Genomic DNA, 25,235 nt, shown 5'->3' with positions numbered 1-25,235 from the left:
TTTAGGGCGACAGTTTAGCGGGTTAACGAAGGCCGGGGGATGACAATCCATTCAGACTGGGGATCAGTTATCAGGAAGCCGCGAGGGATTTGCCAAAGGCTCGCCATCAAACATCACGCAATCATTGCCGAGTTGAATGCGGCCTTCGCAGAACCAGCGAACGACGATAGGGTAGAGAATGTGCTCCTTCTCCTGAACCCTCTCCGCCAGGGTTTCCGGGGTGTCATCCTGCGCAACATTGACCTCGGCCTGGGCAATGACTGGTCCGCCATCCAGTTCTTCTGTGACAAAGTGTATGGACACACCGTGCAGTGTGTCGCCGGCGTCCAGAACCCTCTGGTGGGTATTGAGCCCCGTGTATTTTGGCAGCAGTGATGGATGAACATTGAGCATTTTGCCGCGGAACGCACGAACAAAATCGGTCGTAAGGATGCGCATAAAGCCCGCAAGTACCAGCAGGTCCGGATTTTGCCGGCGAATCTCCGCCATCAGTGCACCCTCAAACTCCTCCCGGGAGCCGTATTTGGTGTGGTCGACGACGAAGGTTTCGATATTGGCCTGTTTTGCCCGTTCCAATGCAAAGGCATTTGGCCGGTTGCAGCCAACCGCAATAATTTCGCCCGGGAAATCCCGCTCCCGGCCGGCATCAATCAGCGCCTGCAGATTGGTGCCACTGCCGGAAGCGAGTACGAGAATACGGGGCAGGGGGGTCTGGTCTGCCTTCATGCCGAGAGCAGTCCCGGCGCGTAGCGCACCACTGGATCATTGTCGGTATTTTCGGCGCTCTCGATAATGCCTACCTGCCAGGCGTTTTCACCCAGGGCGTTCAGGGTATCCAGGGCCAGCTCTTTCTGATTCGCAGGAACACAGACAATCATGCCAATGCCACAGTTGAAGGTTCGGTACATTTCCTCGTTGGCTACGCCGCCAGCCTCCTTCAGCCACTGGAAGACCGGAGGCAATTCCCAGCTTGAGGTGTCGATTGCGGCGACCGAGCCATTTGGCAGGACCCGGGGGATATTCTCCGGCAGACCGCCACCAGTAATATGGGACATGGCTCGCACGTCCACTTCGCGAATCAGCTGCAGCAGGTTCTTGACGTAAATACGGGTCGGAGCCATCAGCGCGTTTGCGAGATTGGTGTTACCCATGGGTTGGTCCAGATCCGCATTGCTGACGTCCAGAATCTTGCGGATCAGCGAATAACCGTTGGAATGTGGGCCCGAGGAGCCCAGCGCCAGCAATACATCACCAGATTGAACACGATTACCGTCAATGATTTCGCTGCGTTCGGCAACGCCGACGCAGAACCCTGCGAGATCATAGTCGTCGCCTTCATACATGCCGGGCATTTCTGCTGTCTCACCGCCAACCAGGGCGCAGCCGGCCTGTTCACAGCCCTCGCCGATACCAGACACAACCTGCGCTGCGATCTCCACGTTCAGCTTGCCGGTGGCGTAGTAGTCAAGGAAGAACAGCGGCTCGGCACCACCAACGATGAGATCGTTCACGCACATGGCGACCAGGTCGATGCCGATGCTGTCATGCTTCTGTAGCTGCATGGCCAGACGTAACTTGGTACCCACGCCATCGGTGCCGGAAACCAGGATGGGCTCGTTGTAACCGGCAGGAATTGAGACCATGGCGCCAAACCCGCCCAGGCCACCGAGAACTTCCGGGCGGCGAGTGCGCGAGGCAGTATTCTTGATGCGGCTTACGAGTTCATTGCCGGCGTCGATATCAACGCCCGCATCGCGGTAGGTCAGGGAGGGCTTCTGTTCGCTCATGGTTTACTTAACCGTTGGCCAGTGGGTCAGGCGGCGGATTTTAACAGGTGCTGTGTGGGGCTCCAACTGTAATTCCCCGTATCGTTTTTACGCCTGGCAACAAAAAAGGCCGGGAGTGGTCAATATTGCTTTTCCGAAACCTGCACCTGCTACTCACACCTTGGGGCATGGTGTATCCTATGCGCCATTCATGCGAACTGCAGGGTGTTTCATGTCAGTATCAGGATCAAAGTCAGCGTTCACGTCAGGATCGGCCGCACGGATTGTTCTGTTAGGGCTGTTTCTGGCGGCCCTGTGCGCCCCAGCCTCTGCCGTAACCGTTTCCGGGCTCTATGCTGTCGAGGTTCCCATTGCGGGGGCTTCTCAGGGGCAGCTGGCGAAAGGTTACGCTGACGGCCTCGCGAAAGTGTTTGTCCGCGTTTCAGGTACCCGCGATGTTTTGGCGCAGGACGGCGTCGAAGCCGTGCTGACGGACGCCGAATCGCTGCTGTTGTCCTACCAGGTTCTGCGCGGCGATTCAGGGGAGAGCCGGTTGCGAATGGCCTTTGGCGCCGTTGGTGTAAACCGTGCTCTGGCCAGCATTGACGCGCCGGTCTGGGGCGCCAATCGTCCTTTGACCCTGGCGTGGGTGGCTGTCGAGGATCGCGGTTCCCGTTCTCTCATTACGGAACGTCAAGGTTCTGGGGCTTCTGGCGGCAACTCCGCAACTGATGCCTGGCAGCGGGCATTTAATCAGGCGGCCGGAGACAGGGGGCTCCCTGTCGCTCTGCCTCCTGCTGGCTTCAGCGGGGATCGGGAATTGCTCTCTGATATCTGGGGACAGTTCATCAACCGGGTTCGCGACGTGTCCGAGGACATTAACCACGATGCTTTGGCGCTGGTTCGGGTCAACCGCAGTGGCGGACAGTGGCGAGCCGGCTGGGTGTTTGATGGCACGGTGATGGATTCGGGTGAGGAATCGGTAACCGCTGCCACCCCGCAAGCACTGGCCCAGGCAGTTGTAAACCGCTGGGCCGAGTTGTACGCGAATCGTTTCGCGGTGGCGGCCGGTGAGGTTGGTGAGTCGCCCCAGGTGGATATCGTGCTTCGTGGTGTCACATCCCTGGCGGATTACGGCAGAATCAACAAGATCCTTGAAGGACTGACCCCTGTTGTCAACGTTGGTGCTTCAAGGGTCAGAGGCGAACAGCTGACACTGAGAGTTGCTTTTTCCGGTGAACTGGACCAGCTCAAGGAGTACATCGCGCTGGACCCGCGTTTCGTCGTCATGGAGTCACAGCAAAGTCCAGGCGTTGCGCTCTCGGCTCCTGACGATACGCCATCCCCGGACGACGCACCCGTGCCGGTGGCATCTGAGGAGGCAACCCCGGAGTCAGGCAGCCCTGAACCGGCTTCGGATTCCGCTACCGATACCGATACGGAAAGCGGTGGCCAGCCCATGTTTTCTTACCAGCCTTTGCCTGTGGATGAACAGGAAGCCGAGCAGGCGTTCGAATCCCTGTATCAGGTTCTGTATTATCGCTGGCAGCCCGCCTCCGTCATCGGGAGTGGTGACGGACAGTAAGCCATTACCGGAGGGAGCCTTGTGAGTTTGGAACGCTGGCGCTGGATTCCCAACGCCCTGACGCTTTTGCGGATCCTGCTGATAGCTCCCTTTGCAACCACTTTGCTTGCTAAAGACTATCGGCTATCACTGCTGATCTTTCTTGTGGCTTCGGTGACTGATGCCTTCGACGGGTTTCTGGCCCGGCATTTCAACTGGCGTTCGAGATTTGGTGCGGTTGCGGACCCTCTGGCAGACAAGGCGTTGCTGGTTACAGCCTATCTGATGTTGACGATCACGGCTGTACTTCCGGTATGGTTGTTCCTGCTGGTCCTCGGCCGGGATCTGCTGATTGTCGGAGGAGCCCTGGCATACCATTACGGCGTCGGGCGGTTTGATATGCAGCCCAGCCTCCCGGGCAAATTCAATACTTTTATCCAGATTTTGGTGGTGCTTGCCATCATCGTTCTGCTGGCCGGCTTACCCATGCAGGCCTGGGTACTTGAGGTGGGTATCCTGCTGGTAGCAACGTCGGCGGTGTTCAGTGGTGGTCACTATATCGTGGTCTGGGGTATACGTGCATGGAGGGCCAAGCGCTCGTGAGTGCTTCGCAACTGGTTCTCGGAGTCAAACTTCGTGACGATGCCCGCTTTGACAACTTCCACGGTGACCGCAACACTGGCGCGGCTTCGCGCCTGAGGGCGATATGTGATCAGCCTGAAGGCATCCCCGTGGTGGTGATTTGCGGCGATTCGGACACAGGCAAAAGTCACTTGCTTCAGGCCGCCTGCCACTATGCCGAGAGCCAGGGCAAGTCGGCGGTCTGTATCAGCATCTCCGAACTGGAGCCTTTTGGCCCCGAGGCCTTGGCAGGGCTGGAGGAACAGGACATTATCTGTCTGGACGATCTTGATCGCGTTGCGGGTCGGGATGCCTGGGAGGAGGCTGTTTTCCATCTGTATAACCGTGTTCAGGATCGCGGCAATTTACTGATGGTGAGCCTTTCCGAGGTGCCTGGCGCACTGCCTTTCCATCTGCCAGACCTGGTGTCGCGGCTCAGTCATGGCCTGACACTGCAATTGGGTATATATCGTGACGACGATCGTTTGATAATCCTTATGGCTCGCGCCGAACAGCGTGGCCTGGTGATGGGTGACGATGTTGCCGGTTTTATCATGCGTCGAGCGCCTAGACGTCTCGGGGATTTGCTGGCAATTCTGGATACACTGGATGAGAATTCGCTCCAGGCTCAGCGAAGGCTGACAATTCCGTTTGTTAAAACCGTAATGGCTTGGTGAGCGGAAGTTCGGCCCCAAAATTATAAAGTGTGCAATGGAGAGACGATATGCGACGGGTTGTATTCAATCAGAAAGGTGGTGTAGGAAAATCCAGTATTACCTGTAACCTGGCGGCGATCAGCGCAGCGAGGGGAAAGCGTACGCTGGTCGTGGATCTGGACCCCCAGGGCAACTCCACCCATTATTTGCTGGGCAAGCCAGCCAGTGAGCTCCGGGATACGGTGGCGGATATGCTGGAGCAGACCGTGGCCTTCACCGTGTTTAACCGTCGTCCCGATGAGTTTGTGCATGCTTCTCCCTTCGATAACCTGTTTGTGATGCCGTCCAGCCCGGAGCTCGACTTTCTTGAGCGCAAACTGGAGGCCAAACACAAGATCTATAAGCTGCGTGAGGCTCTGAAAAAGCTCGGTGAATCTTTCGATGCCATTTACATTGATACCGCGCCGGCGCTGAATTTTTATACCCGTTCCGCTCTGATTGCGGCGCAGCGTTGCCTGATCCCGTTTGATTGTGATGATTTTTCCCGGCAGGCTCTGTACAGCATCCTTAATGAAATTCGCGATCTTCAGGAAGACCACAATGAAGACCTGGTGGTGGAAGGTATTGTCGCCAACCAGTTTCAGCCGCGAGCCAGCTTGCCCAGACAATTGGTGAAAGAGCTGACCGAAGAGGGACTTCCGGTATTGCCAGTGCGGCTTTCAAGTTCCGTGAAGATGAAGGAGTCCCATCAGAGCCGTCAGCCGTTGATTCATATGGCGCCCAAGCACAACCTGACTCGCCAGTACGAGGACCTGTTCAGGGTGCTGCACGGTGAGGCGGTAGAGCTCGAGCCACTGATCGACTAGAGAAAGCGTTTTATGACAGATTCCCGTATGCAGACAGGGCAGGTAGCCGACAGTCTGCTAAGAATTGAAATCGAGCTTCGCCAGCTTGGCGTGTGGGAAACGGAGCCTCCTCCGGAGGAGGCTTTTCAGAGCACCAAACCTTTTTGCATCGATACGCTGGCATTCACTCAGTGGCTCCAGTTTGTCTTCTTGGAGCGTTTGAAGGTGATGATTGAGAATGATCACCCTCTGCCTTCGGTCTCAGGCATTGCCCCGATGGCTGAGGAGCACTTCCGGGGCCGTGAGCAGTCGGTCGGCAGACTGATTCGGGAGTTGCAGGAAATCGACCAGTTGCTGTCCGGGGACTGATTAATCCAGACGCATGGACAGGTCGATCGCTTTAATGTCCTTGGTCAGTGCACCGATGGATATGTAATCAACTCCGGTTTCCGCCACCGGCACCAGGGTATCTGCGTTGATGCCGCCAGAGGCTTCCAGTTTTGCCCTGCCGTTGGTCAGCGTCACTGCGGTACGCATGTCCTCCAGTGAAAATTCGTCCAGCATGATAATGTCTGCGCCGGCGTTCAGGGCCTGATCCAGTTCATCCAGATTTTCCGTCTCCACTTCGATGGGTCTGCCCGGAGCAATCCGGCGCGCCTCTTTGACGGCCTCTGCAATGGAGCCGCAGGCGGAAATGTGATTTTCCTTGATCAGGAACGCGTCCCAGAGGCCAATTCTGTGGTTATAGCAGCCACCACAGGTTACGGCGTATTTAAGCGCAAGGCGCAGCCCGGGCAGGGTCTTTCGGGTGTCCAGCAAACGAACCCCGGTATGGGCAACTTTTCCGGCGTAATCGGCGCAGGTTGTCGCCACGCCCGAAAGTGACTGCAGCCAGTTCAACGCTGCGCGCTCTGAGGTCAGCAAGCTTCGGGCAGACCCTTGCATGCGGAACAGTACCTGGCCCTCTGACACCTTGTCGCCATCCTGGACCTGCCAGTCGAGCTCCGCAGCTGGATCGACCTGACGGAATACCTCGTTGACCCATTCACAGCCGGCGATGGTCGCTCGCTCTCTGGTAATAACCGACCCCGTCGCGGCCTTGTCTGCGGGAATCAATTTTGCCGTTATATCGCCGTCGCCAATGTCTTCGCGCAGGCTCTGGGCAACATTTTCAACTCGGGACTGGCGTAGAAGTTCTGCAGGGATCATGGTGATGGGTCCGGTGGTGTCAGGTTGAAACGTGGATACCGAGAGGATTCTATAGGCCAGGCCCCGATTCGCCAAACACTTAGAGGGAACTGCTAAACTGTGACGGGCGTCTGATCTACACAAAAGGTGACAATTTCTGACACATGGTGACGCAGGTAGCTCGTATCATGTGGAATCAGGAAAGTATCATGCTTTCGCGCGAGTCAGATCCGGAGCAGCTTAATGGCGCACGATAACAACGTTGTCAGTTTTTCGGGCCAACAGGCCTTGAAGCGGTTTTCCCTGCCGCCGGCAATGGTTCGTCTACGTGACGCATCGGGGCACTCCCTGAAAAGTGTGCTGGCCAACTTCTTTGATCGTGCGGACGATGCCCTGTTTGAGCTGGCAGATCGCGCTGGTTCAAATATCGATCAGACCGCCTATTTTGATGCCATGCGGGAGCTGCGCCTTCGTCGAAAGGCAATGGTTGTTTCTGTGCTGCAATATGTCAGCCAGGCATTCAATGACATTGGCAAATTCAAACCCCGCTACTCTTCCGGCGCACTTGATGAGATTGATCAGGACTCCCTGAGTCTTGTTGATCATTCTCAACTGGAACAGCAGGTGGCTATCGATAATCTGATCAATAAGCTCCGCACCCGCTATTCCGACCAGGTTCGCCTCCTGACTATCCGGGTCAGCCATCTTGTTCCGCGGATCGAACTTGTGGACAGTCAGATGCCCCTTAGCCCGGAGGTCATTTGTGGCGGGCTGGCAGAAGCCTGCGCAGACCTCGACATTGATATCCGCGCCAAGCTCGTGGTACTCAAGTTATTTGACCGTTTGTTGGTCGATGTCCTCGGTGATTTTTACCAGGAAGCCAACCAGACGTTGATTGCCGAGGGTGTCATGCCGGACATGAAGCGCCCTCCTGCAGGTAAGAGCCGGTCTGGTCAGGGCTCTGCCAGTAAAGGCGTGCCGCCTTTGAATACCAGCGCTCCAAAAGCTACTGTTGCCGGTGATCAGAGCGGAGTTGGTGGTTCCCATGCGACGTTCTCGGAACTGAGCGCACTGCTCCATCAGGGTGGTGATAGTGGCAGCAGTCCTGTCCCGTCCGGTGGGGCTTACATGGATACGGATCGTCTGATCGCTCGCTTGAGCGAGGTCCAGGCAGCTTCCGGTCAGTGGGGCCCGGAACAGGTAGTCGCGCTCAGTGACCAGCTGAAGCCGGTGATGCAGCCGGAAAGCGGCAAGGCCCTGAATTTGGGTCAGGTAGACAGCGATGTCATCAATCTTGTGGCTATGCTGTTTGACTTTATTCTTGAAGACCGCCAGCTGCATCCGGTTATGAAATCTCTGATTGGTCGGCTGCAAATCCCCGTTCTCAAAGTCGCCCTGAGTGACAAAAACTTTTTCAATCGGGGAGGGCATCCCGTACGAAAACTTCTCAATGAACTGGCGCTCTCAGCCATTGGCTGGGGTGAAAAACGTGCCGGTCAGCGGGATCTGCTGCGCGAAAAAATCGAAGAAGTGGTGGACAGGGTTCTGAATGAGTTCACCGACAATGTTCATTTATTCGAGGAGCTCCTGGACGACTTCCGGCACTTCATGGACCTTGACCGGCGTCGCCGGGAACTGGTTGAGCAGAGGCTGCGGGACGCGGAGGAAGGCCGAGCCAAACAGGAACAGGCGTCCGAGGCGGCTAACCAGCTTGTTCGGGATCAGCTTTCTGACCGGGACGTTCCGGAACCGGTCAGTGAGCTCTTGAACGAGGCCTGGTCCAAGTATCTGCAGTGGGTTGTCTTACGGGAAGGTGAGGGCAGCGAGCGCTGGAGCGAGGCGCGAAGCCTGACAGAGCGCCTGGTTTGGAGCGTAGATCCAAGGCCATTAACCGATTCCACCCGGAGTGACTTGCTTCGCGCGATCCCCTCAATCGTTGATGACTTGCGCAAGGCACTACAGGATATTTCCTGGGATCCGTTTGCCACCGACTCGATTATTCGGGATCTGGAGCTTGTTCACGTTGATGTATTCCAGCGGCTGGTCACCGCACCGTCCCGCTCTGAGTCGTCTGCTGATGAGCCTGCCTCCAGGACCTATAGCCCGGACACCAAACCGAATGGCGGCGAATCGCCGGTCGAGCCCCTGAACGAACCGGCTTACGCCGTTGAAGCCCCAGACGTGGCAGCGTCAGCTGATGCTCCAGCCGCAAGCGCGGAAGCGGTTCCCCCTCAATGGCTTGATCGTGCTGATAGCCTCCGGGTTGGTTCATGGATCGAGTTATCCAAAGAAGGCGGCAAAGTGCGATGCAAACTGGCAGCCTTCATAAAGGCGACTGGTAAGTACATTTTCGTCAACCGGAGCGGCGCCAAAGTTGCGGAATATCATCGCCACGAACTTGGCCTGGCTCTGGCCGAGGGTGACATCAGCATGCTGGATGATGGCCTGATTTTCGACAGGGCGCTGGAATCCATCATTGATAACCTTCGTAGCAGTCGCAAGGACTAAAGGCGTAGTAACTCCGTTCACTTTGTGCTTCAATCAGGGCATGCTCTAACGCCCTGATACCTTTGGATTTACCTTGCCCGATTCAGACGTCGTCCCAGTCCGTCAGGCCGTCTCTGCTGACGACATCAAAACGCTTCGCTCAACCGGCAGAGTGCCCGGCTCGCACTGGTGTCCTTCCCCCAATTTCGGTCCCCGGCCAGAAGGCGCTTCTATCAGTTTGCTGGTGGTTCATAACATCAGCTTGCCGCCGGGGCAGTTTGGTGGCCCCGAGATTGAGGAGTTCTTCTGTAACCGCCTCGACTGCTCTGCCCATCCCTATTTTGAAACCCTCGCAGACATCCAGGTTTCAGCGCACATACTCATAAGGCGTGACGGCTCCCTGATACAGTTTGTCAGTTTGCTGGAGCGTGCCTGGCATGCCGGCCGCTCCTGTTTCCAGGGCGAGGAGGAGTGCAATGACTTCTCAATTGGTATTGAACTGGAAGGAACCGATGAGATTCCCTATACCGACGCCCAATACCGCTCGCTGGCGAAGGTATCGCATCTTGCGATGGCGGCCTGGCCTGAGATTACTCCCGAACGCCTGACCGGACATTGTGATATCGCCCCCGGGCGGAAAACGGATCCCGGGCCTGCTTTTGACTGGAAGCACTTCCAGGCGTTGCTAGCCAATTCATCTCCCACAGAGGAGGGTGCCTGAATGGTTCTGATCGTTTTTTTGCTGGCCTATATGCTGCGGCGAAGGCTCGATACTCTCGACAAGCTCTCCGGCGATAAACTCTGGCGGCATTGGTTTCGCCAGGCCGCGAAAGTAGAGGCAGGTCATGAGACCGGAATGACCGCCGGCCTGGCTCTGGTTACCCTGCCGGCGCTGCTTTTGGGGTTGGCTGTATATATTCTTGATGCCTCGGGTTGGAGGTTGGCCGGGTATCCGCTTGAGTTCCTGGTTCTGACCCTGATGATGGGCGTGCCCGGCTGGCGGCATGCTTTGCGTGTCTACGCAGATTCCTGGCATCGCGGAGATATGCAGGCGGCATGGCACTACATCCAGGACCGCTTGCCGGCGGAAGAAAGAGGGGCAGCTGTGTCTCCCGAGGCCATGCATTTGTCCTTTTCGAAGGCGATGATGCTGGCTGTTTTTCAGCGTTTCTTCCTGGTTGGCTTCTGGTATGTGGTCGGCGGTATCGGGTTTGCAGTTCTGGCTCGCGGGCTGGTCGCGTTGGCCGAACAATGGCCTCATGCGGCGGCCAGACCCCGGTTTGCGCGCCTGGCAGAACTGATGGCGTGGATACCGTCCCGGCTGCTTTCACTGACCTTTGGTGTTGCCGGGGATCTTGCGGGCTGGCTTCGGGAAACCCGCTCAACCTTCACCGGAATAAGGAAAAACGCAGGGGACGTCCTAATGATTTCCGCCAATGGGTCGTTAACCGGTTATGCGCTGGATCCCGCCAAATTTTCGCGGATTCATCCTGAGGAATGGACTGACTTTGGAGGGCGTAGCCTGAGTGCGATAAGGGATTTGCTCAACCGGAGCATGCTGGTATGGATATGTTTGCTCGCGTTGCTTGTGATTTCGGGAATTGTCTGAACTCACAAAGTTAATAGCGATTACATTTCAATAACAAATAATACTTTAGTATTTAGGGCGTTAGGCGACAATAGAAAAAAAGAACAACAATTCAGTTGTTAAGGTTCCAGCGAGAGGGCAAACGTGAAGCGACTCATTAATCCCGCCATAGCTTTGATGAACCGGCTGCCCATGGTCTACAAGTTCAGCCTCATCAGTATACTTTTCCTGTTACCCATTGGCGGATTGTCCTGGCTGGTGATGACCGAGCTCAATCAATCGGTGCGAACCATGACCCGTGGCGTGGAGGGGCTTGAGCAATTGCAGAGTGCAGAGCAGTTGTTGGCGGCATCCATTGACTATCGTGACTATCAGGCACCGGGAGTTCTCAAGAATCAGGACCAATTGCTGGCCGAATCGAGAAAGGCGGCTGAGCGGATCGATGCTGCTTTTGAGACTCTGGCTTCGGAGCCGCGATCTTTCGATACATCGGGGGCATGGGCGGAACAGGTCGCGTCGCTCAGGCAGGACTGGGATGCGCTGAAATCGGATGACAGTTACCAGGGCAGTATCGATCCCCAGTTCAAGTACTATCAGGAATTCGTGCAAAAGGTGCTTGCCCTGTTGCCCGCAACGATCGAAATTTCCGGGTTGAGTCAGGGCGCATCCCGGGAAAACCTTCTCCTTCTGGGGCTGCTTCAGGAATCTCTTCCAGAGACCCGGGCCGTTATAGGGCGTGCCCGTGCCTATGGCATATTCGCGCTTGTTGAAGGGCAGGTTGGTTATGCGCTTAGCGAGACACTTAACGGTATTTACGATCAGCTTACTAACCGGGCTTCTCTGTTGTTGCCGGCACTTTCAGTATCGACGGATGCCTCGCAGCGCCTGGCCGAAGAGGCTTCCGGCACCATCGAACGGGTGAACGACAGTTTGATGGCGGTTCGCGATGCCCTGGACCTGAACGTTATTACCCCGATGCGTCTTGAGATGCCCTGGAAAGAATATGATGCGCTGATTAACACGCAACTGGAGCATTATGATGCGCTTAGCACAGTGATTTTCGATACGGTGAGCGACAACCTGTCTTCGCGGCTGGAGCGGGAGGTGAACCAGCGTCGCTTGATCGTGGTTGCATTGTTAGCGATTCTGCTTGTTGTGGTTTACCTGTATGTCGGCTTCTTCATGTCTGTTCGTACAGCCATTAATCGCTTTACCGAGGCGGCCCGCAACGTGGCAGCAGGCGATATGACCACCCATATTCAATTGCGTAACCGGGATGAGCTGGGAGAGCTGACCAGCGAGTTCAATAACATGACCGACCGTATTGCCGAACTGGTTCGCTCGGTCAGTCGGACGACGTCAGATGTTGATCAGCAGGCAGCCAGGGTAAAGGATACCGCTTCGGCGAACAGCGAAGCGGTTGCCCGCCAGATGGAGGAGAGTGGCCAGATCAATGAGGCCATGAACCAGATGGTAGAGGCAGTTCACGAAGTGACGGAGAGTGCTCACAGAGTGGCCGACAGCGCCGGCACCGCTGAGAGTGACACGGAGACTGGCCGGGAAGTGGTGGCAGATACTGTGGAGACTATTAACCGCCTGGCCACGGAGATTTCCGGGGCGGTCGATGTGATCAACCGGGTCAGTAAGGATAGCGATAACATCAGCCAGGTGCTGATTGAGATCAAAGCCATTGCCGGACAGACCAACCTGCTGGCCCTGAATGCGGCTATCGAAGCAGCGCGCGCCGGTGAGCAGGGGCGGGGATTTGCGGTTGTTGCAGATGAAGTGCGCTCATTGTCTCAGCGTACTCACAAATCCACCGAAGAGATCGAGGGTATGATTTCACGGTTGCAGAGCGGTGTTAAGGACGCTGTATCTGCAATGACCAACAGCCGTGATGTGACTGAAACGACGGTTCAGAAGTCCGGTCAGGTTACCGAGGCGCTTGATCGTATTGCCCGTGGTATCGCCATTATTGTTGATATGAGTCACCAGATTGCCCAGGCGGCGGAAGAGCAATCGGCTGTGGCCAAGGATGTGAACGTCAACGTTGAGAAGATTGGTGAACTGGGCCATAAGACCGCTGCCAACGCAGAGGAAACGCTGGGCTCTTCCCGGGAAATGTCCGAACTGACCGCTTCTCTTCAGCGTCTGGTTGAAGCTTTCAAAGTTTAAGGCGTTGTTTTGAAGAAAAATCCGGCCTTAGAGGCCGGATTTTTTTTGTTCCCACAAGATCTCTTCTCCGCCATCCCGGCGTGCCAGTGCCCTTGCAATCACAAATAACAGATCTGAAAGCCGGTTAAGGTAATGTCTGGAAGCGGTATTGATTGAATCCTCGTGTCCCAGAGCCACCACAATGCGCTCAGCCCTCCGGCATACGGCGCGAGCCAGATGACACTGGGCAGCGGCAGGCGATCCGCCGGGAAGAACAAAGTTCTTGAGGGGAGGAAGGTGCTCATTGTGTTGGTCGAGGGTCTGTTCCAGCCATTCTATATGGTCATCCCCGATCACCCGGCTGCCGGGAATCGCAAACTCGCCGCCGAGGTCGAACAGGTGGTGCTGGATTCTCCGTAAGCTCTCGATCAGTTCGTCGTCGCTGTCGAGTGTCTCGATCAGCAAACCGATATGGCAATTCAGTTCATCGGCGGTGCCCATGGCCTCAACACGCTGGGCATTCTTGGCAATCCGGTTGCCATCTGCAAGTCCGGTTGAGCCATCATCTCCGGTGCGGGTGTAAATCTTGGAAAGTCGATTGCCCATCGGTGTGCTCCTGTTAATTTGGCGACAGTAGTTTTACCTGCTCAGTCAGCATTTGGTTCACTGGTGTCGGGATTTCGAGGGTGTTGCCCAGGCGGACCAGGTAGCCGTTGATGAAATCGATCTCGGTCTTGCGGCCTGCCAGCATATCACTACGCATGGAAGACGTATTCCTGGCGGTATTGCACGCCACTGTCTCGATCTGTTGCCGAAGCGTTTCTGCGCCTTCATTCCTTTGACCGTTCGCTGTCATGAGGCGGGCGATCTCGTTGCACAGGGAATCGATATTCTGCTGGTAAAGTTCTGAACTCAGGATCTCACCGTTGGCGCAATTGAGGATGGCGGTGAAAGGGTTGATGCCAGCATTGATCACCAGTTTTTGCCATAGCCGGTTTAGAATGTCGCGTTCAGGGTGAATCGTAAGGCCGCTTGCGGCAAGCCGCTTTACTGTGGGGCTGACGTGGTGCCCGGCTTCCTCGTTCAAGGCTCCGATCCAGGTTTGTCCCGAGCCGGCATGAATGACCCGATCGACATCTGGGCGGTTTGCCCCTTCTGTGGTACTGGCGGCCAGCACCGGGCGATCTGGCCAGTGTTCGGCTACCGCCTGCTGGCTGCCGAGCCCGTTCTGGAACAATACGAGAGGAAGGTTGTCCGGGAAGAGGTCAATAAAGTCCGAGATGGCTTTCAGGGTGTCGCCGGCCTTGGTCGTTACAAGCAGGAGGTCAACCGGGTCCCCTGGCACCAGCCAGGGGACGGAAATGTCGCTGACCGAGCCGTCGAGCTGCTGCAAGCGAAACGCCACTGGACCCTCGCTTGAGGCGCCTGGTCGGGGCACAAAGGCCACGTCACCCGCAGGCAGAGAGGCGGCCCAGAGCCGCCCCAATGAGCCTGCGCCCAGAATGGCAATCATGCCGTCACATGGCCTCTATGTCGGCTCGCTGTTCGCTGAGGCGGGACAGGCTGCCCTGGGCATCCCGGAGCTTTTCCTGTTCCTTCTCCACCACCTCGGCTGGCGCCTTGGCGGTGAATTTCTCGTTGCCCAGCTTGCCTTCCAGGCGGCCAATTTCCTTCTGCAGGCGTTCAAGCTCCTTGTCCAGTCGCTTGAGCTCCGCGTCCTTGTCGATCAGGCCGGCCATGGGTACCAGTACTTCCATCTCGCCCACGAGCTGGGTCGCTGACATCGGCGCTTTGTCGCCTTCAAACCATTCCAGGCTTTCGAGCTTCGCCAGAGATGCCAGGAACTGTCGGTTGTCGTCCATGCGGCGCTTGTCTTCCGCGTCTTTGCCGCGCAGCAGGACCGGAATTTTCTTCGCCGGGGAAATGTTCATCTCGCCGCGAATGTTCCGAACGGCAACGATCACACCCTTGAGCCAGTCAATATCGGCGGCAACGGCCGGATCCTGCTTGCTGCTGTCAGGCTGCGGGTAGGGCTGCAACATGATGCTGTCGCCAGACTTGCCGGCCAGTGGTGAAATGCGCTGCCAGATCTCCTCGGTAATGAACGGCATGATCGGGTGAGCAACCCGCAGCACCGCTTCCAATACACGGACCAGTGTGCGGCGGGTGCCGCGTTTGGCCTCGGCGCTGGCGCTCTCGTCGTTCAGGGCCGGCTTTGACAGCTCCAGGTACCAGTCGCAGTACTCGTTCCAGATAAACTCGTAGAGTGCGTAAGCCGCCAGGTCGAAACGGTACTGGTCCAGGTAGCGTACGACATCCTGCTCGCACTTCTGGAGTTCACTGATGATCCAGCGGTCGGCCAGCGAGAGTTCCACCGGCTCATCGTTCACGCCGCAGTCTTCACCTTCGGTGTTCATCAGCACGTAACGGGCGGCGTTCCACAGCTTGTTACAGAAGTTGCGGTAGCCTTCCAGGCGCTTCATGTCCCAGTTGATGTCACGACCGGTGGTGGCCATGGCTGCCAGGGTAAAGCGCAGGGCGTCGGTGCCATGGGCAGCGATGCCTTCCGGGAACTCCTTCTGCGTGCGCTTGCCGATCTTCTCGGCCAGCTTCGGCTGCATCAGGTTACCGGTGCGTTTTTCCAGCAGATCGTCCAGGCCGATGCCGTCGATCATGTCCAGGGGATCGATGACGTTGCCCTTGGACTTGGACATCTTGTCCCCGTGCTCGTCCCGGATCAGGCCGGTCACATACACGGTATGGAAAGGTACCTGCGGCGTGCCGTCTTCATTCTTCATGAAGTGCATGGTCATCATGATCATCCGGGCGACCCAGAAGAAGATGATGTCAAAGCCGGTGACCAGCACATCGGTCGGGTGGAAATTCTTCAGGCGCTCTGTGATTTCCGGCCAGCCCAGGGTGCCAAAGGTCCAGAGTGCGGAGCTGAACCAGGTGTCCAGGACGTCCTCGTCCTGTGCCAGTTCGAGATCGCCGGACAGGTTGTGCTTCTGGCGCACTTCCTCTTCGCTGCGGCCTACGTAGATGTTGCCCTCCGCGTCGTACCAGGCCGGAATGCGATGGCCCCACCAGAGCTGGCGGGAAATGCACCAGTCCTGGATGTCACGCATCCAGGAGAAGTACATGTTCTCGTACTGCTTGGGCACGAACTGGATGCGACCGTCTTCGACCGCCTCGATCGCGGGTTTGGCCAGGGTCTTGGCATCAGCGAACCACTGATCGGTAAGCATCGGTTCGATAATCAGTCCGGAGCGGTCGCCCCGGGGTACGCTCAGTACGTGATCTTCTTCCTGTTCCAGCAGGCCGGTCTCTTTCAGGTCTGCAACGATAGCCTTGCGAGCCTCCTCGCGGGTCAGGCCAGCGTAGGCAGTCGGCATCTGGCCGTCGATGTCAGTGTTTTCGGTGCCATCGGAATTGAAGACTTCAGCGACGTCCCGGATGTTGGCGTCCTGGGTCATCACGTTGATCATGGGCAGGTTGTTGCGTTTGCCCACGGCGTAGTCATTGAAATCGTGGGCTGGCGTGATCTTCACGCAACCGCTGCCTTTTTCCGGATCGGCGTGATGGTCGGCCACGATGGCAATCTTGCGATTTACCAGCGGCAGCATGACGTGCTTGCCAATCAGGTGCTGATAGCGTTCGTCATCCGGGTGAACGGCGACGGCAGTATCGCCCAGCATGGTTTCCGGGCGGGTAGTGGCGACCACCACGTAGTCCTTACCGTCCTGGGTGGTTGCACCGTCTGCCAGCGGGTAACGCAGGTGCCAGAAGAAACCTTTTTCTTCCTTGTTCTCTACTTCAAGGTCAGAAATGGCGGTGTGCAGTTTCGGGTCCCAGTTCACCAGGCGCTTGCCACGGTACACCAGGCCGTCGTCGTACAGGCGGACGAAAACTTCCTGAACGGCCTTGTAGAAGCCATCGTCCATGGTGAAGCGCTCGTGGTCCCAGTCCACTGAGTTGCCCAGGCGGCGCATCTGGCGAGTTATGGTGCCGCCGGAATGCTCTTTCCAGTCCCAGATGCGTTTGATGAACTCTTCACGGCCGAGGTCGTGGCGGGTTTTACTTTCTTCAGCGGCCAGTTTGCGTTCAACCACCATCTGGGTAGCGATACCGGCGTGGTCCGTACCTACCTGCCAGAGGGTGTTATGCCCCTGCATGCGCTTGTAGCGGGTGAGCGTGTCCATGATGGTGTGCTGGAACGCATGGCCCATGTGCAGGCTGCCGGTGACGTTGGGCGGCGGGATGGCGAGGCTGTAGGACTGGCCTTCACCGGAGGGGCGGAAGTACCCTTTGGATTCCCAGTTCTCGTACCACTGGCGCTCGATGTTTTCTGGCTGGTAGGTTTTTTCCATGGATTTCTGCTGGTGACCGTTGGTTGATTCACAAGGGAAAATTGAGACGCATGATTATACATGGTCGCCATCTTTGCGGCGAACCTCTCAGAGCATAAGACTGCAAGTTACGGTGCCAGCGCAGCAGGAAATGCCTTTCCAAAACACACCCACGAGTACGCCCCGGTAGGCTCGTTTCGGGCCGTCCATGGCCCTCAACGGTTTTGGAAAGGCATTTCCTGCTGCGCGTTTCAGCTCAGGTGCAGGTCGCCTGTTGCTTATCGCTTTCTCTGATCGTGGACTTTCGGTTCGATGCCCAGGGCCCGCAACTGCTTGAAATGCGATCGGGCCTGGTTCAGTACTGACGGGTCGTTGTGGGCGACCAGTGCAAGCCGTTTGAAGCGGTCGGCATCGGCCGGAAGGGTGTCGGACAGAATAATGACAGTGTCCCAGTCTTCGGCAACCGGCGGGCATAACAGAATGCCGACGGGGTCGGTGCAGGTGGTGGCGGAATCAGGCACCACGCTGTGTGGGATGAACGCATCGGGACTGAAATTCCACAGCAGGTCATCCAGTTCCTGGGCATGTTGCATGGTGTCACAGACGATGCAGACGCGGTCGCCCTGTTGCCGGGCCTTGTCCACCAGTTTGGCGGCGTGGAGGTTGCGCGCGGCGGGAGCGTTTTGCGTCAGAATGTGGAACCAGTAACGCTGGTTCTGGTCGGCTTGCCCGGAGGAGCCGGCGGCAGGGCCGCCGGTTTCCGGGCGAGTATCTGAATTACTTGCCTGCATGAGACATCAGATAGTCGACCAGCAATGGCACCGGGCGACCGGAGGCGCCTTTGGCCTTACCTGACTGCCATGCGGTGCCGGCTATGTCGAGGTGGGCCCAGCGATACTCTTTGGCGAAGCGGGACAGGAAACAGGCTGCAGTGATGGTGCCGGCAGAGCGGTCGCCAATGTTCTGCATGTCTGCGAAGTTGCTGTCCAGCTGGCTCTGGTAGTCGTCCCACAGTGGCAGGCGCCACGCGCGGTCGCAGGCGCGCTCGCCGGATGCCAGCAGCTCGTTGGCCAGCTCATCATTGTTGGCGAGCAGGCCGGTAGCGTGATGGCCCAGGGCGACGATACAGGCACCAGTCAGGGTCGCCATATCGATAACAGCTTCCGGATCGAACTTCTTTACATAGGTGAGCGCGTCGCACAGCACCAGGCGGCCTTCAGCATCGGTGTTGAGGATTTCCACGGTCTGTCCAGACAGGGTGGTAATTATGTCGCCTGGCCGGCAGGCTCCGCCATCCGGCATGTTTTCGGCGGCGGCAATAACCGCAACAACGTTGATCTTGGGCTTGGTTTCCGCCAGTACCTGCATGGCGCCGAAGACGCTGGCAGAGCCACCCATGTCGTATTTCATTTCATCCATGCCGGCACCCGGCTTCAGGCTGATGCCGCCGGTGTCGAAAGTGATGCCCTTGCCGACCAGGACATGGGGCTTGTCTTTCGGTTTGCCACCACGGTATTCCATCACGATCAGGCGTGGCGGCTGAGTGCTGCCTTTGCCCACGGCCAGGATGGTGTTCATGCCCATCTTTTCCATCTGTTTCTCATCAAGCACTTCGGTCTTGATGCAGTCGTGGTCCTTGGCAAGCGTTTTTGCTTGCTGGGCGAGCCATTCCGGGTGACAAATGTTGGGCGGAGTGTTGCCCAGGTCGCGAGTGAAGTTCATGCCCCGACCGGTGGCGAGGCCGAGATTAAAGGCATCTTTCAGGGCCTTTCCGGCACTGGATGCGGTAATCAGAACCTTGTTCAGCTTGCGCGCGGAGGGCTTTTCACTCTTGAATTCGTTGAAGGTGTAGAGCTGGTCTTCCAGGATACGCCCCACAAGGCTGAGTCGCGCGGCTTCGGAGCTGACTGTTTCGTTACCGGTCACCTCCGTGTCTGCCAGGGTGATCAGGGCAGATTTTGAAGGCCCCCCTTTCAGGGCGCTCATCATGGCGATCAGGGCCTTGCGGTAGTTGGCTGGTGTCCGCGCAGCATCATCCCCGGTACCAACCACGACCAGCCGGCCCCAGGGCTGATCAGTCAGGGGGATGACTGAGGTGCTGGCGTTTTTACCGCTGATATCACCAGCTTTCTGGAGTTTCTTGATCAGCCCGCCAAGCGCTTCGTCTGCCTGGGAGGTGGATTCCGGCCAGGTGCCTTTTTCGGGCAGGCCGATAACGAGGCAGTCTGCTTTCGTGTTTGCGATGGCTTTACTGCTCAGGCTGAAATTCATGGCAACTCCTGTTGATTATTCTGAAGAAGCGTCCGCAGATCGCGGAGGCTGATTCCGGTCTACTCTAGCATTGGGGCAGGCAGGGAATTTATCAAGCGGCGGCGTTTCGACCGATCGATGTCCCGCACCCCGTTCCCTTTGCTCTGTCAATCAATGGAAAGGTTACATAGAATACGCGCAGTTCCCTGTTTCCTCCATGTTTCAACGGGCACTGTCAGAGAGACCGTTTTGGGCATAATTTTCCGTTATCTTATCCGTCAGGTCATGATCAGCATGGTCGCCGTTTCCGGCATACTGCTGCTGGTCTTTATGAGTGGCCGTTTTATCCGGTACCTCGATAGCGCGGCAGAGGGTTCCATCTCTGCGGATGTTCTTCTGAGTATCATGGCCTACCGTTTTCCGGGCTTCCTGGAACTCATTCTTCCTTTGGGCCTGTTTATCGGCATTCTGCTGGCATACGGACGCATGTACCTTGAAAGCGAAATGACGGTGCTTTCTGCCTGCGGCATCAGTAATGGCCAGTTACTGCAAAAGACTCTGTTAGGCAGTATCCCCGTGATGGTCATTGTAGCTGCCATGAGCCTTTACATCTCACCCTGGGGCATGAAACAGGTCGAGCAAATTCTGAATGAGCAACGTCAGGCAACGGAGTTTGAAATGCTGGTGCCCGGGCGGTTCCAGAGCTTTGGTTCCGGCAACCGGGTCACTTACACGGAAGCATTAAGCGACGACAAACGGGAGCTCAGGGGTGTCTTCATTGCGGAATATGGCAAGAGTGGCGAAGGGGTGACCATCATGAACGCCCGGTCCGGTTCCCAGTTTGTCGATGAGGAAACCGGCAGTCGTTTTCTGGTTCTCAAGGACGGTGGACGTTTTGACGGAATTGCCGGAGAGCTCGATTACGACACAACGGCCTTTGAAGCGTATGGCCTGAAAATCAGGAGTGGCGAAGAGAGAGAAAAGGAGTTGGAAAAAGGTGTCAGCACCGGCTACCTCTGGCAGTCCGATAACCTTGAAGATCGGGCACTGCTGCATTGGCGATTATCCCTGCCGTTGATTGTTCCGATCGTTACCTTGCTTGCGGTCCGGCTAAGCCGGGTTAATCCGAGGCAGGGGCGGTTTTTTCACCTGTTGCCTGCCATGCTCGTCTATATCACCTATCTGGGTTTGTTGATTGTCGCCAGGGATGCGATGGCAGACGGCAAAGTACCGGAGTGGATCGGTATGCTCTGGGTCCATGGTCTCTTCCTGATGTTAGGGGGCTGGTTGCAGTTTGGGCCGCCCTGGCTCCATCGGCGCCGACTGATGCGTGAGGAGTCGGCTCATGCGTAGAATTGACGGCTATGTGATGCGAACCGTTGGCAGCGCCATCTTTCTGGTGATGGTGGTGGTGCTTTCTCTGGACCTGATTTTTGGCTTCATTGGCGAGCTTGAAGACACCCGCAATGATTATCAGACACTGGAGGTGCTCTGGTATGTGTTCCTGACGCTGCCTCGCAGGATCTATGATTACTTGCCGCTGGGCGCCTTCATGGGATGCCTGGTAGGGCTGGGGTCACTGGCCAGCTCCTCTGAGCTGACCGTGGTCCGCGCCGCAGGTGTATCTCTCAAACGCATCGTCTGGTCGGCCATGAAGCCTGCGTTGGTTGTGGTCATCCTCGGCGTGTTCATCGGTGAATACGTGGCGCCGCCCGCCGAGCGTTACGCCCAGAGTGACAAGGCCGTGGCGCTGGGGGCAGGGAGTAATGTGGCATCGGCCCGGGGGGTCTGGCACCGGGAGGGGGATGTATTCATGCACCTGAACGCCGTCCAGCCAAACGGTGTTTTACATGGTGTCTCCCTGTTCCGTTTTAATGATGAGCGTGAGCTGGAATCAGCGAGTTTTGCCGAGCGGGCAATCTTTCAAGGTGATTACTGGTTGCTGGAAAAAGTCAGCGTAACGGACATTTCGGAAACCGGCACAACCCTGACAACGCATCCGACCCGGCGATGGGAAACAGGGTTGTCACCCGGCGTTCTGAGTGTGCTGATTGTCAAGCCGGAAAATCTCTCCATGACGGGGCTGTATACCTACGCGCGCTACCTTAATGCCCAGGATCTCAACGCCAAAATATACTGGCTGGCGTTCTGGAAAAAGGCTCTTATGCCCCTGGGTACCGCGGTAATGGTATTGGTGGCGATTTCATTCGTTTTCGGACCATTGCGCTCTGTGACAATGGGCTTCCGGGTCTTTACCGGGCTGCTGGTCGGTCTGGTATTCAAATACATGCAGGATATTCTGGGCCCGATGAGCATGGTTTACGGGTTCAATCCCCTGATTGCGGTACTTGCGCCCATTGCGGTGAACGCTGTGGTGGGTGCAGTGCTGATGCGCCGGGCCGGCTAGCGGCCCGGGGCTTATTTCTTCAGAGCCTTTTTCGCATCCTTCGGAACCTGAACGACAACGCTGTTCGACATGCGGTCGGTCAAAGACAGGCCATTAATGGGAAAGAATAAAGCGATCATGGCGGGTATCGTCAGGAACAGGGTGGCAGCACCGAGGTAGTGGCCGGCCAGCAAGGCCAGGAAAAAGACGGCCGCGGCTGTCACGTAGCGGAGCAGCGCCTGGGTCCAGCTCACGGACACGCCATCCAGGTTTTCGATCCGGATTCGCCAGACTTGCATGCCCAGGGTTTGCCCGAGGCGGGTCCAGAAGTAGGCGAAGAACACGTAAAGCAGCAGGAAAAGTACGAAGGTCAGGCCGGGGTCTCCGGACAGCTGGCCCGCCTCTGCCATTTGCTCGAAGCGGTCCCAGCCGGTAATCCAGCCGCCAATCATGGTGTAGACCCAGGTGACGACAAGCAGCACGGCAATGCTGATCAGGCCGTCATAGGTAATGGCCAGGGCCCTTTTCAAAAAGGTGGCTGGCGGGAAAAGTTCCTCGGCGTCATGGAAGCGTCGGGGCATGGAATCTCCTGTGATGTTTCACGTTTTTCCTGTTCTCGGCGTGTGCTAGAGTAGCGGATTTGCAAACGCATGTAAGTATTCGTATTCAATCGCGGACCCGCCGGTTTCACGGCGCGTTTCTGGAAAGGTATCAAAGGGCTATGAAAACCGCAGAGTTGCGACAGGCATTTCTCGATTATTTCAAACAGCAAGGCCATGCCATTGTTTCAAGCAGTTCGCTGGTTCCGGCAGACGACCCCACGTTGCTGTTTACCAATGCGGGAATGAATCAGTTCAAGGATGTGTTCCTTGGCCGCGAAGAGCGCGACTACACCCGGGCGACGACTTCCCAGAAGTGCGTACGTGCCGGCGGCAAGCATAACGACCTGGAAAACGTTGGTTATACGGCTCGTCACCACACCTTCTTCGAGATGCTGGGCAACTTCAGCTTCGGCGACTATTTCAAGCGTGAAGCCATTAACTTTGCCTGGAACTTCCTGGCCGGCGAACAATGGCTCAACCTGCCTTCTGAAAAGCTGTGGGTAACGGTCTACGCGGATGATGACGAGGCCTTTGACATCTGGAACAAGGAAATCGGCGTCCCTGCGGACCGGATCGTTCGTATCGGCGATAACAAAGGCGCCCGTTACGCGTCGGATAACTTCTGGCAGATGGGCGACACCGGTCCCTGTGGTCCCTGTACCGAAATCTTCTACGATCATGGCCCGGATGTGGCTGGCGGTCCTCCCGGAAGTCCCGAGGAAGACGGTGACCGCTACATCGAGATCTGGAACGTCGTCTTCATGCAATACAACCGTATGGCCGACGGCGAGATGCTGAAACTGCCGAAGCCATCGGTCGACACGGGTATGGGCCTGGAGCGTATTACCGCCGTGCTTCAGGGCGTGCACAGCAACTATGAGATCGACCTGTTCCAGAATCTGCTGAAGGCCGCCTCGGATGTTCTGGGCGGGGTCGAAACCACCGAAGCGAGTCTCCGGGTGGTTGCGGATCACATCCGTTCCTGTGCCTTCCTGATTTCCGACGGTGTCATGCCCTCCAATGAGGGCCGCGGCTTTGTGCTGCGCCGTATCATTCGTCGGGCAGCCCGTCATGGCAACAAGCTGGGCGCAACCCAGCCGTTCTTTTATAAGCTGACCGGTGCACTGGTCGACCTGATGGGCGAGGCCTACCCGCAGCTGGTAAGCAGCCAGAAGCAGGTTGAGAAAGTACTGCTGCAGGAAGAAGAGCAGTTTGCCAAGACTCTGGACAAGGGGCTGCGTCTGCTGGAGCAGGATATTGCCGAGCTCAAGGGCGATGTGATCCCGGGCGAGACCATCTTTACCCTGTATGACACTTTCGGCTTCCCGGTGGACCTGACCAACGACATTGCCCGTGAACGTGGCCTGACTCTCGATTACGACGGTTATGAAAAAGCGATGGAGAGCCAGCGGGAGCGCGCCCGTGCCGCCAGCAAGTTTGGTATCGATTACAACGCTGAGGCGCTCCAGATTGAGGGCAAGACCGAATTTACCGGTTATGAGCACATTGACGGGCATGAGCATATTCGCGCCGTGATCGTCAACGGCGAAGAGAAAACCGCCGAAGCGGGAGACGAGGCCGTTGTCGTACTCGATCGCACGCCTTTCTATGCAGAATCCGGTGGCCAGGTAGGTGACACCGGTCTTCTGACCTGGAGTGGCGGTCGATTCAAGGTCCTTGATACCCGCAAAGAAGGTGAAAATCACCTGCACGTTGGCACCCTCATTGAAGGTGAACTGTTCCCGGGGCTCGAAGTCGATGCCCGGATTGACCACGCTCGCCGTGAGCGCACGAAACGCAACCACTCTGCGACACATTTGTTGCATGCGGCGCTGCGAAAGGTTCTCGGTGAACACGTTGGCCAGAAGGGCTCCCTGGTGGATCCCGAAAAGCTGCGTTTTGACTTCTCGCACTTCGAGGCGGTGACGCCTGATCAATTGAAAGAAATTGAGCGACAGGTGAACGAACAGGTCCTCGAGAACACGCCGGTACAGACCGAAGTGACGGATATGGAAAAGGCCCAGGAAAAGGGCGCCATGGCTCTGTTTGGCGAGAAATACGGCGATGTGGTTCGGGTGCTGAGCATGGGTACCGACAGCTACTCTGTTGAGTTGTGTGGTGGCACCCACGTTGGGCGTACGGGTGATATTGGTCTGTTCCGTATCACGTCTGAAAGCGGTATTTCTTCCGGTGTTCGTCGTATTGAGGCGGTGACCGGCTTCGGTGCCCTGGAGTGGGTCGATGAGACCGAGCGCACCCTGCGAGATGCCGCCCGTCTGGTGAAGGGCGCCCGCGAGTCTGTGGTTGAGAAGGTTCAGCAGACGGTCGATCGCAATCGTCAGCTAGAAAAGGAAGTGGATGCTCTCAAGGCGAAGCTGGCCAGCTCTGCCGGCACTGACCTTGCCGGTTCAGCGGTTGAGGTTGCCGGTCTGAAGGTTGTGGCGTCTGAGCTTGAAGGCGCAGATCGCAAGGCACTGATGGAGACTGCCGACCAGCTGAAGAACAAGCTGGGAGAAGGCGTGGTTGTCCTGGCCAGCGTCGACGATGGCAAGGTGACGCTGGTGGCCGGTGTTACCAAGTCAGCAACCGCCAGGATCAGAGCGGGTGACCTGATGAAGCACCTGGCATCACAGGTTGACGGCAAGGGCGGTGGCCGACCTGATATGGCTCAGGGCGGTGGTAATGATCCTTCCAAGTTGGCAGATGCCCTGGCGGGCGTTCCGGCCTGGATCGAGAAAAATATCGCTTAAGCAACTTTTTCGAGGGCGGGCCGAGGCTT

General features: G+C 57.0%; 21 protein-coding genes. 12 read left to right on the top strand and 9 right to left on the bottom strand.

Going from position 1 to position 25,235, the window contains the following annotated elements; all coding sequences use genetic code 11:
* Positions 1-63: 63 nt before the first annotated feature.
* Both purN and purM read right to left on the bottom strand, forming a co-directional pair.
* Positions 64-726 (bottom strand): phosphoribosylglycinamide formyltransferase, encoded by a 663-nt coding sequence (purN, locus tag KFJ24_RS08350; RefSeq protein WP_250830607.1) that lies wholly within the window; start codon positions 724-726, stop codon positions 64-66.
* Entirely contained in the window at positions 723-1,787 is a 1,065-nt protein-coding gene (gene purM, locus KFJ24_RS08345) for a phosphoribosylformylglycinamidine cyclo-ligase (protein ID WP_250830606.1), read from the bottom strand. The genes purN and purM overlap by 4 nt, the downstream gene beginning before the upstream one ends.
* A gap of 211 nt (positions 1,788-1,998) precedes the next feature.
* On the opposite strand from purM, the gene KFJ24_RS08340 reads away from it, so the two are divergent.
* From KFJ24_RS08340 to KFJ24_RS08320, 5 genes are read left to right on the top strand one after another with little or no spacing between them, the layout of a single operon-like run.
* Positions 1,999-3,351, top strand: a complete 1,353-nt coding sequence (locus KFJ24_RS08340) for a DUF2066 domain-containing protein (RefSeq protein WP_250830605.1) — start codon at positions 1,999-2,001, stop codon at positions 3,349-3,351.
* Positions 3,352-3,372: 21 nt separating this feature from the next.
* Entirely contained in the window at positions 3,373-3,933 is a 561-nt protein-coding gene (locus KFJ24_RS08335; protein ID WP_250830604.1) for a CDP-alcohol phosphatidyltransferase family protein, read from the top strand.
* Positions 3,912-4,628 carry a DnaA regulatory inactivator Hda gene (hda, locus tag KFJ24_RS08330; RefSeq protein ID WP_250830603.1) on the top strand — a complete coding sequence of 239 codons (717 nt, stop codon included), beginning with the start codon at positions 3,912-3,914 and terminating at the stop codon, positions 4,626-4,628. The genes KFJ24_RS08335 and hda overlap by 22 nt, the downstream gene beginning before the upstream one ends.
* Positions 4,629-4,675: 47 nt before the next feature.
* Positions 4,676-5,473, top strand: coding sequence for a ParA family protein (locus KFJ24_RS08325; RefSeq protein WP_250830602.1), 798 nt, complete (start codon positions 4,676-4,678; stop codon positions 5,471-5,473).
* Between the two features lie 12 nt (positions 5,474-5,485).
* Positions 5,486-5,821 (top strand): YqcC family protein, encoded by a 336-nt coding sequence (locus tag KFJ24_RS08320; protein WP_250830601.1) that lies wholly within the window; start codon positions 5,486-5,488, stop codon positions 5,819-5,821.
* Here KFJ24_RS08320 and nadC read toward each other — a convergent pair whose 3' ends face one another.
* The gene (gene nadC / locus KFJ24_RS08315; protein WP_250830600.1) at positions 5,822-6,661 is read right to left on the bottom strand and encodes a carboxylating nicotinate-nucleotide diphosphorylase; all 840 of its coding nucleotides are present in this window, start codon (positions 6,659-6,661) and stop codon (positions 5,822-5,824) included. It abuts the gene before it with no gap.
* Positions 6,662-6,883: 222 nt separating this feature from the next.
* Here nadC and KFJ24_RS08310 point away from each other — a divergent pair, with 222 nt between their 5' ends.
* The 4 genes from KFJ24_RS08310 to KFJ24_RS08295 all read left to right on the top strand — a co-directional run bounded on the left by KFJ24_RS08310 (position 6,884) and on the right by KFJ24_RS08295 (position 12,890).
* On the top strand, positions 6,884-9,148 hold the full coding sequence (locus tag KFJ24_RS08310) for a DUF1631 domain-containing protein (RefSeq protein ID WP_250830599.1): 2,265 nt from the start codon (positions 6,884-6,886) through the stop codon (positions 9,146-9,148).
* Positions 9,149-9,272: 124 nt separating this feature from the next.
* Positions 9,273-9,848 (top strand): 1,6-anhydro-N-acetylmuramyl-L-alanine amidase AmpD, encoded by a 576-nt coding sequence (ampD, locus tag KFJ24_RS08305; RefSeq protein WP_250832593.1) that lies wholly within the window; start codon positions 9,273-9,275, stop codon positions 9,846-9,848.
* Positions 9,849-10,736, top strand: coding sequence for a histidine kinase (locus tag KFJ24_RS08300; protein WP_250830598.1), 888 nt, complete (start codon positions 9,849-9,851; stop codon positions 10,734-10,736).
* Between the two features lie 123 nt (positions 10,737-10,859).
* A complete protein-coding gene (locus KFJ24_RS08295; protein WP_250830597.1) occupies positions 10,860-12,890 on the top strand; it encodes a methyl-accepting chemotaxis protein in 2,031 nt (676 codons plus the stop codon).
* A 27-nt stretch (positions 12,891-12,917) separates the two neighbouring features.
* Here KFJ24_RS08295 and KFJ24_RS08290 read toward each other — a convergent pair whose 3' ends face one another.
* From KFJ24_RS08290 to KFJ24_RS08270, 5 genes are all read right to left on the bottom strand, one after another.
* Positions 12,918-13,475, bottom strand: a complete 558-nt coding sequence (locus KFJ24_RS08290; RefSeq protein ID WP_250830596.1) for a cob(I)yrinic acid a,c-diamide adenosyltransferase — start codon at positions 13,473-13,475, stop codon at positions 12,918-12,920.
* 13 nt (positions 13,476-13,488) lie between these two features.
* On the bottom strand, positions 13,489-14,382 hold the full coding sequence (locus tag KFJ24_RS08285) for a ketopantoate reductase family protein (RefSeq protein ID WP_250830595.1): 894 nt from the start codon (positions 14,380-14,382) through the stop codon (positions 13,489-13,491).
* A 4-nt stretch (positions 14,383-14,386) separates the two neighbouring features.
* Positions 14,387-17,239: a valine--tRNA ligase gene (locus KFJ24_RS08280; RefSeq protein WP_250830594.1), complete on the bottom strand. Its 2,853-nt coding sequence runs from the start codon at positions 17,237-17,239 to the stop codon at positions 14,387-14,389.
* Between the two features lie 257 nt (positions 17,240-17,496).
* Positions 17,497-18,009 (bottom strand): DNA polymerase III subunit chi, encoded by a 513-nt coding sequence (locus KFJ24_RS08275; protein WP_250830593.1) that lies wholly within the window; start codon positions 18,007-18,009, stop codon positions 17,497-17,499.
* Positions 17,996-19,489 carry a leucyl aminopeptidase gene (locus tag KFJ24_RS08270; protein WP_250830592.1) on the bottom strand — a complete coding sequence of 498 codons (1,494 nt, stop codon included), beginning with the start codon at positions 19,487-19,489 and terminating at the stop codon, positions 17,996-17,998. The genes KFJ24_RS08275 and KFJ24_RS08270 overlap by 14 nt, the downstream gene beginning before the upstream one ends.
* Before the next feature lie 228 nt (positions 19,490-19,717).
* On the opposite strand from KFJ24_RS08270, the gene lptF reads away from it, so the two are divergent.
* Together lptF and lptG are read left to right on the top strand one after the other, a co-directional pair.
* The gene (gene lptF / locus KFJ24_RS08265) at positions 19,718-20,821 is read left to right on the top strand and encodes an LPS export ABC transporter permease LptF (RefSeq protein WP_250830591.1); all 1,104 of its coding nucleotides are present in this window, start codon (positions 19,718-19,720) and stop codon (positions 20,819-20,821) included.
* Complete coding sequence (lptG, locus tag KFJ24_RS08260; RefSeq protein ID WP_250830590.1) at positions 20,814-21,875, top strand: LPS export ABC transporter permease LptG; 1,062 nt, start codon at positions 20,814-20,816, stop codon at positions 21,873-21,875. The genes lptF and lptG overlap by 8 nt, the downstream gene beginning before the upstream one ends.
* An 11-nt stretch (positions 21,876-21,886) precedes the next feature.
* Here the strand turns inward: lptG and KFJ24_RS08255 are convergent, their stop codons facing one another.
* On the bottom strand, positions 21,887-22,435 hold the full coding sequence (locus tag KFJ24_RS08255; RefSeq protein WP_250830589.1) for an RDD family protein: 549 nt from the start codon (positions 22,433-22,435) through the stop codon (positions 21,887-21,889).
* A 140-nt stretch (positions 22,436-22,575) separates the two neighbouring features.
* Here KFJ24_RS08255 and alaS point away from each other — a divergent pair, with 140 nt between their 5' ends.
* Complete coding sequence (gene alaS / locus KFJ24_RS08250) at positions 22,576-25,206, top strand: alanine--tRNA ligase (protein ID WP_250830588.1); 2,631 nt, start codon at positions 22,576-22,578, stop codon at positions 25,204-25,206.
* Positions 25,207-25,235 lie beyond the last annotated feature (29 nt).

The organism is Marinobacter sediminum (genome assembly GCF_023657445.1).
In the GTDB taxonomy this organism is placed as follows: domain Bacteria; phylum Pseudomonadota; class Gammaproteobacteria; order Pseudomonadales; family Oleiphilaceae; genus Marinobacter; species Marinobacter sediminum_A.
Note: the sequence above shows the minus strand (reverse complement) of the source record. Positions and strands in the feature narration are given on the sequence as shown.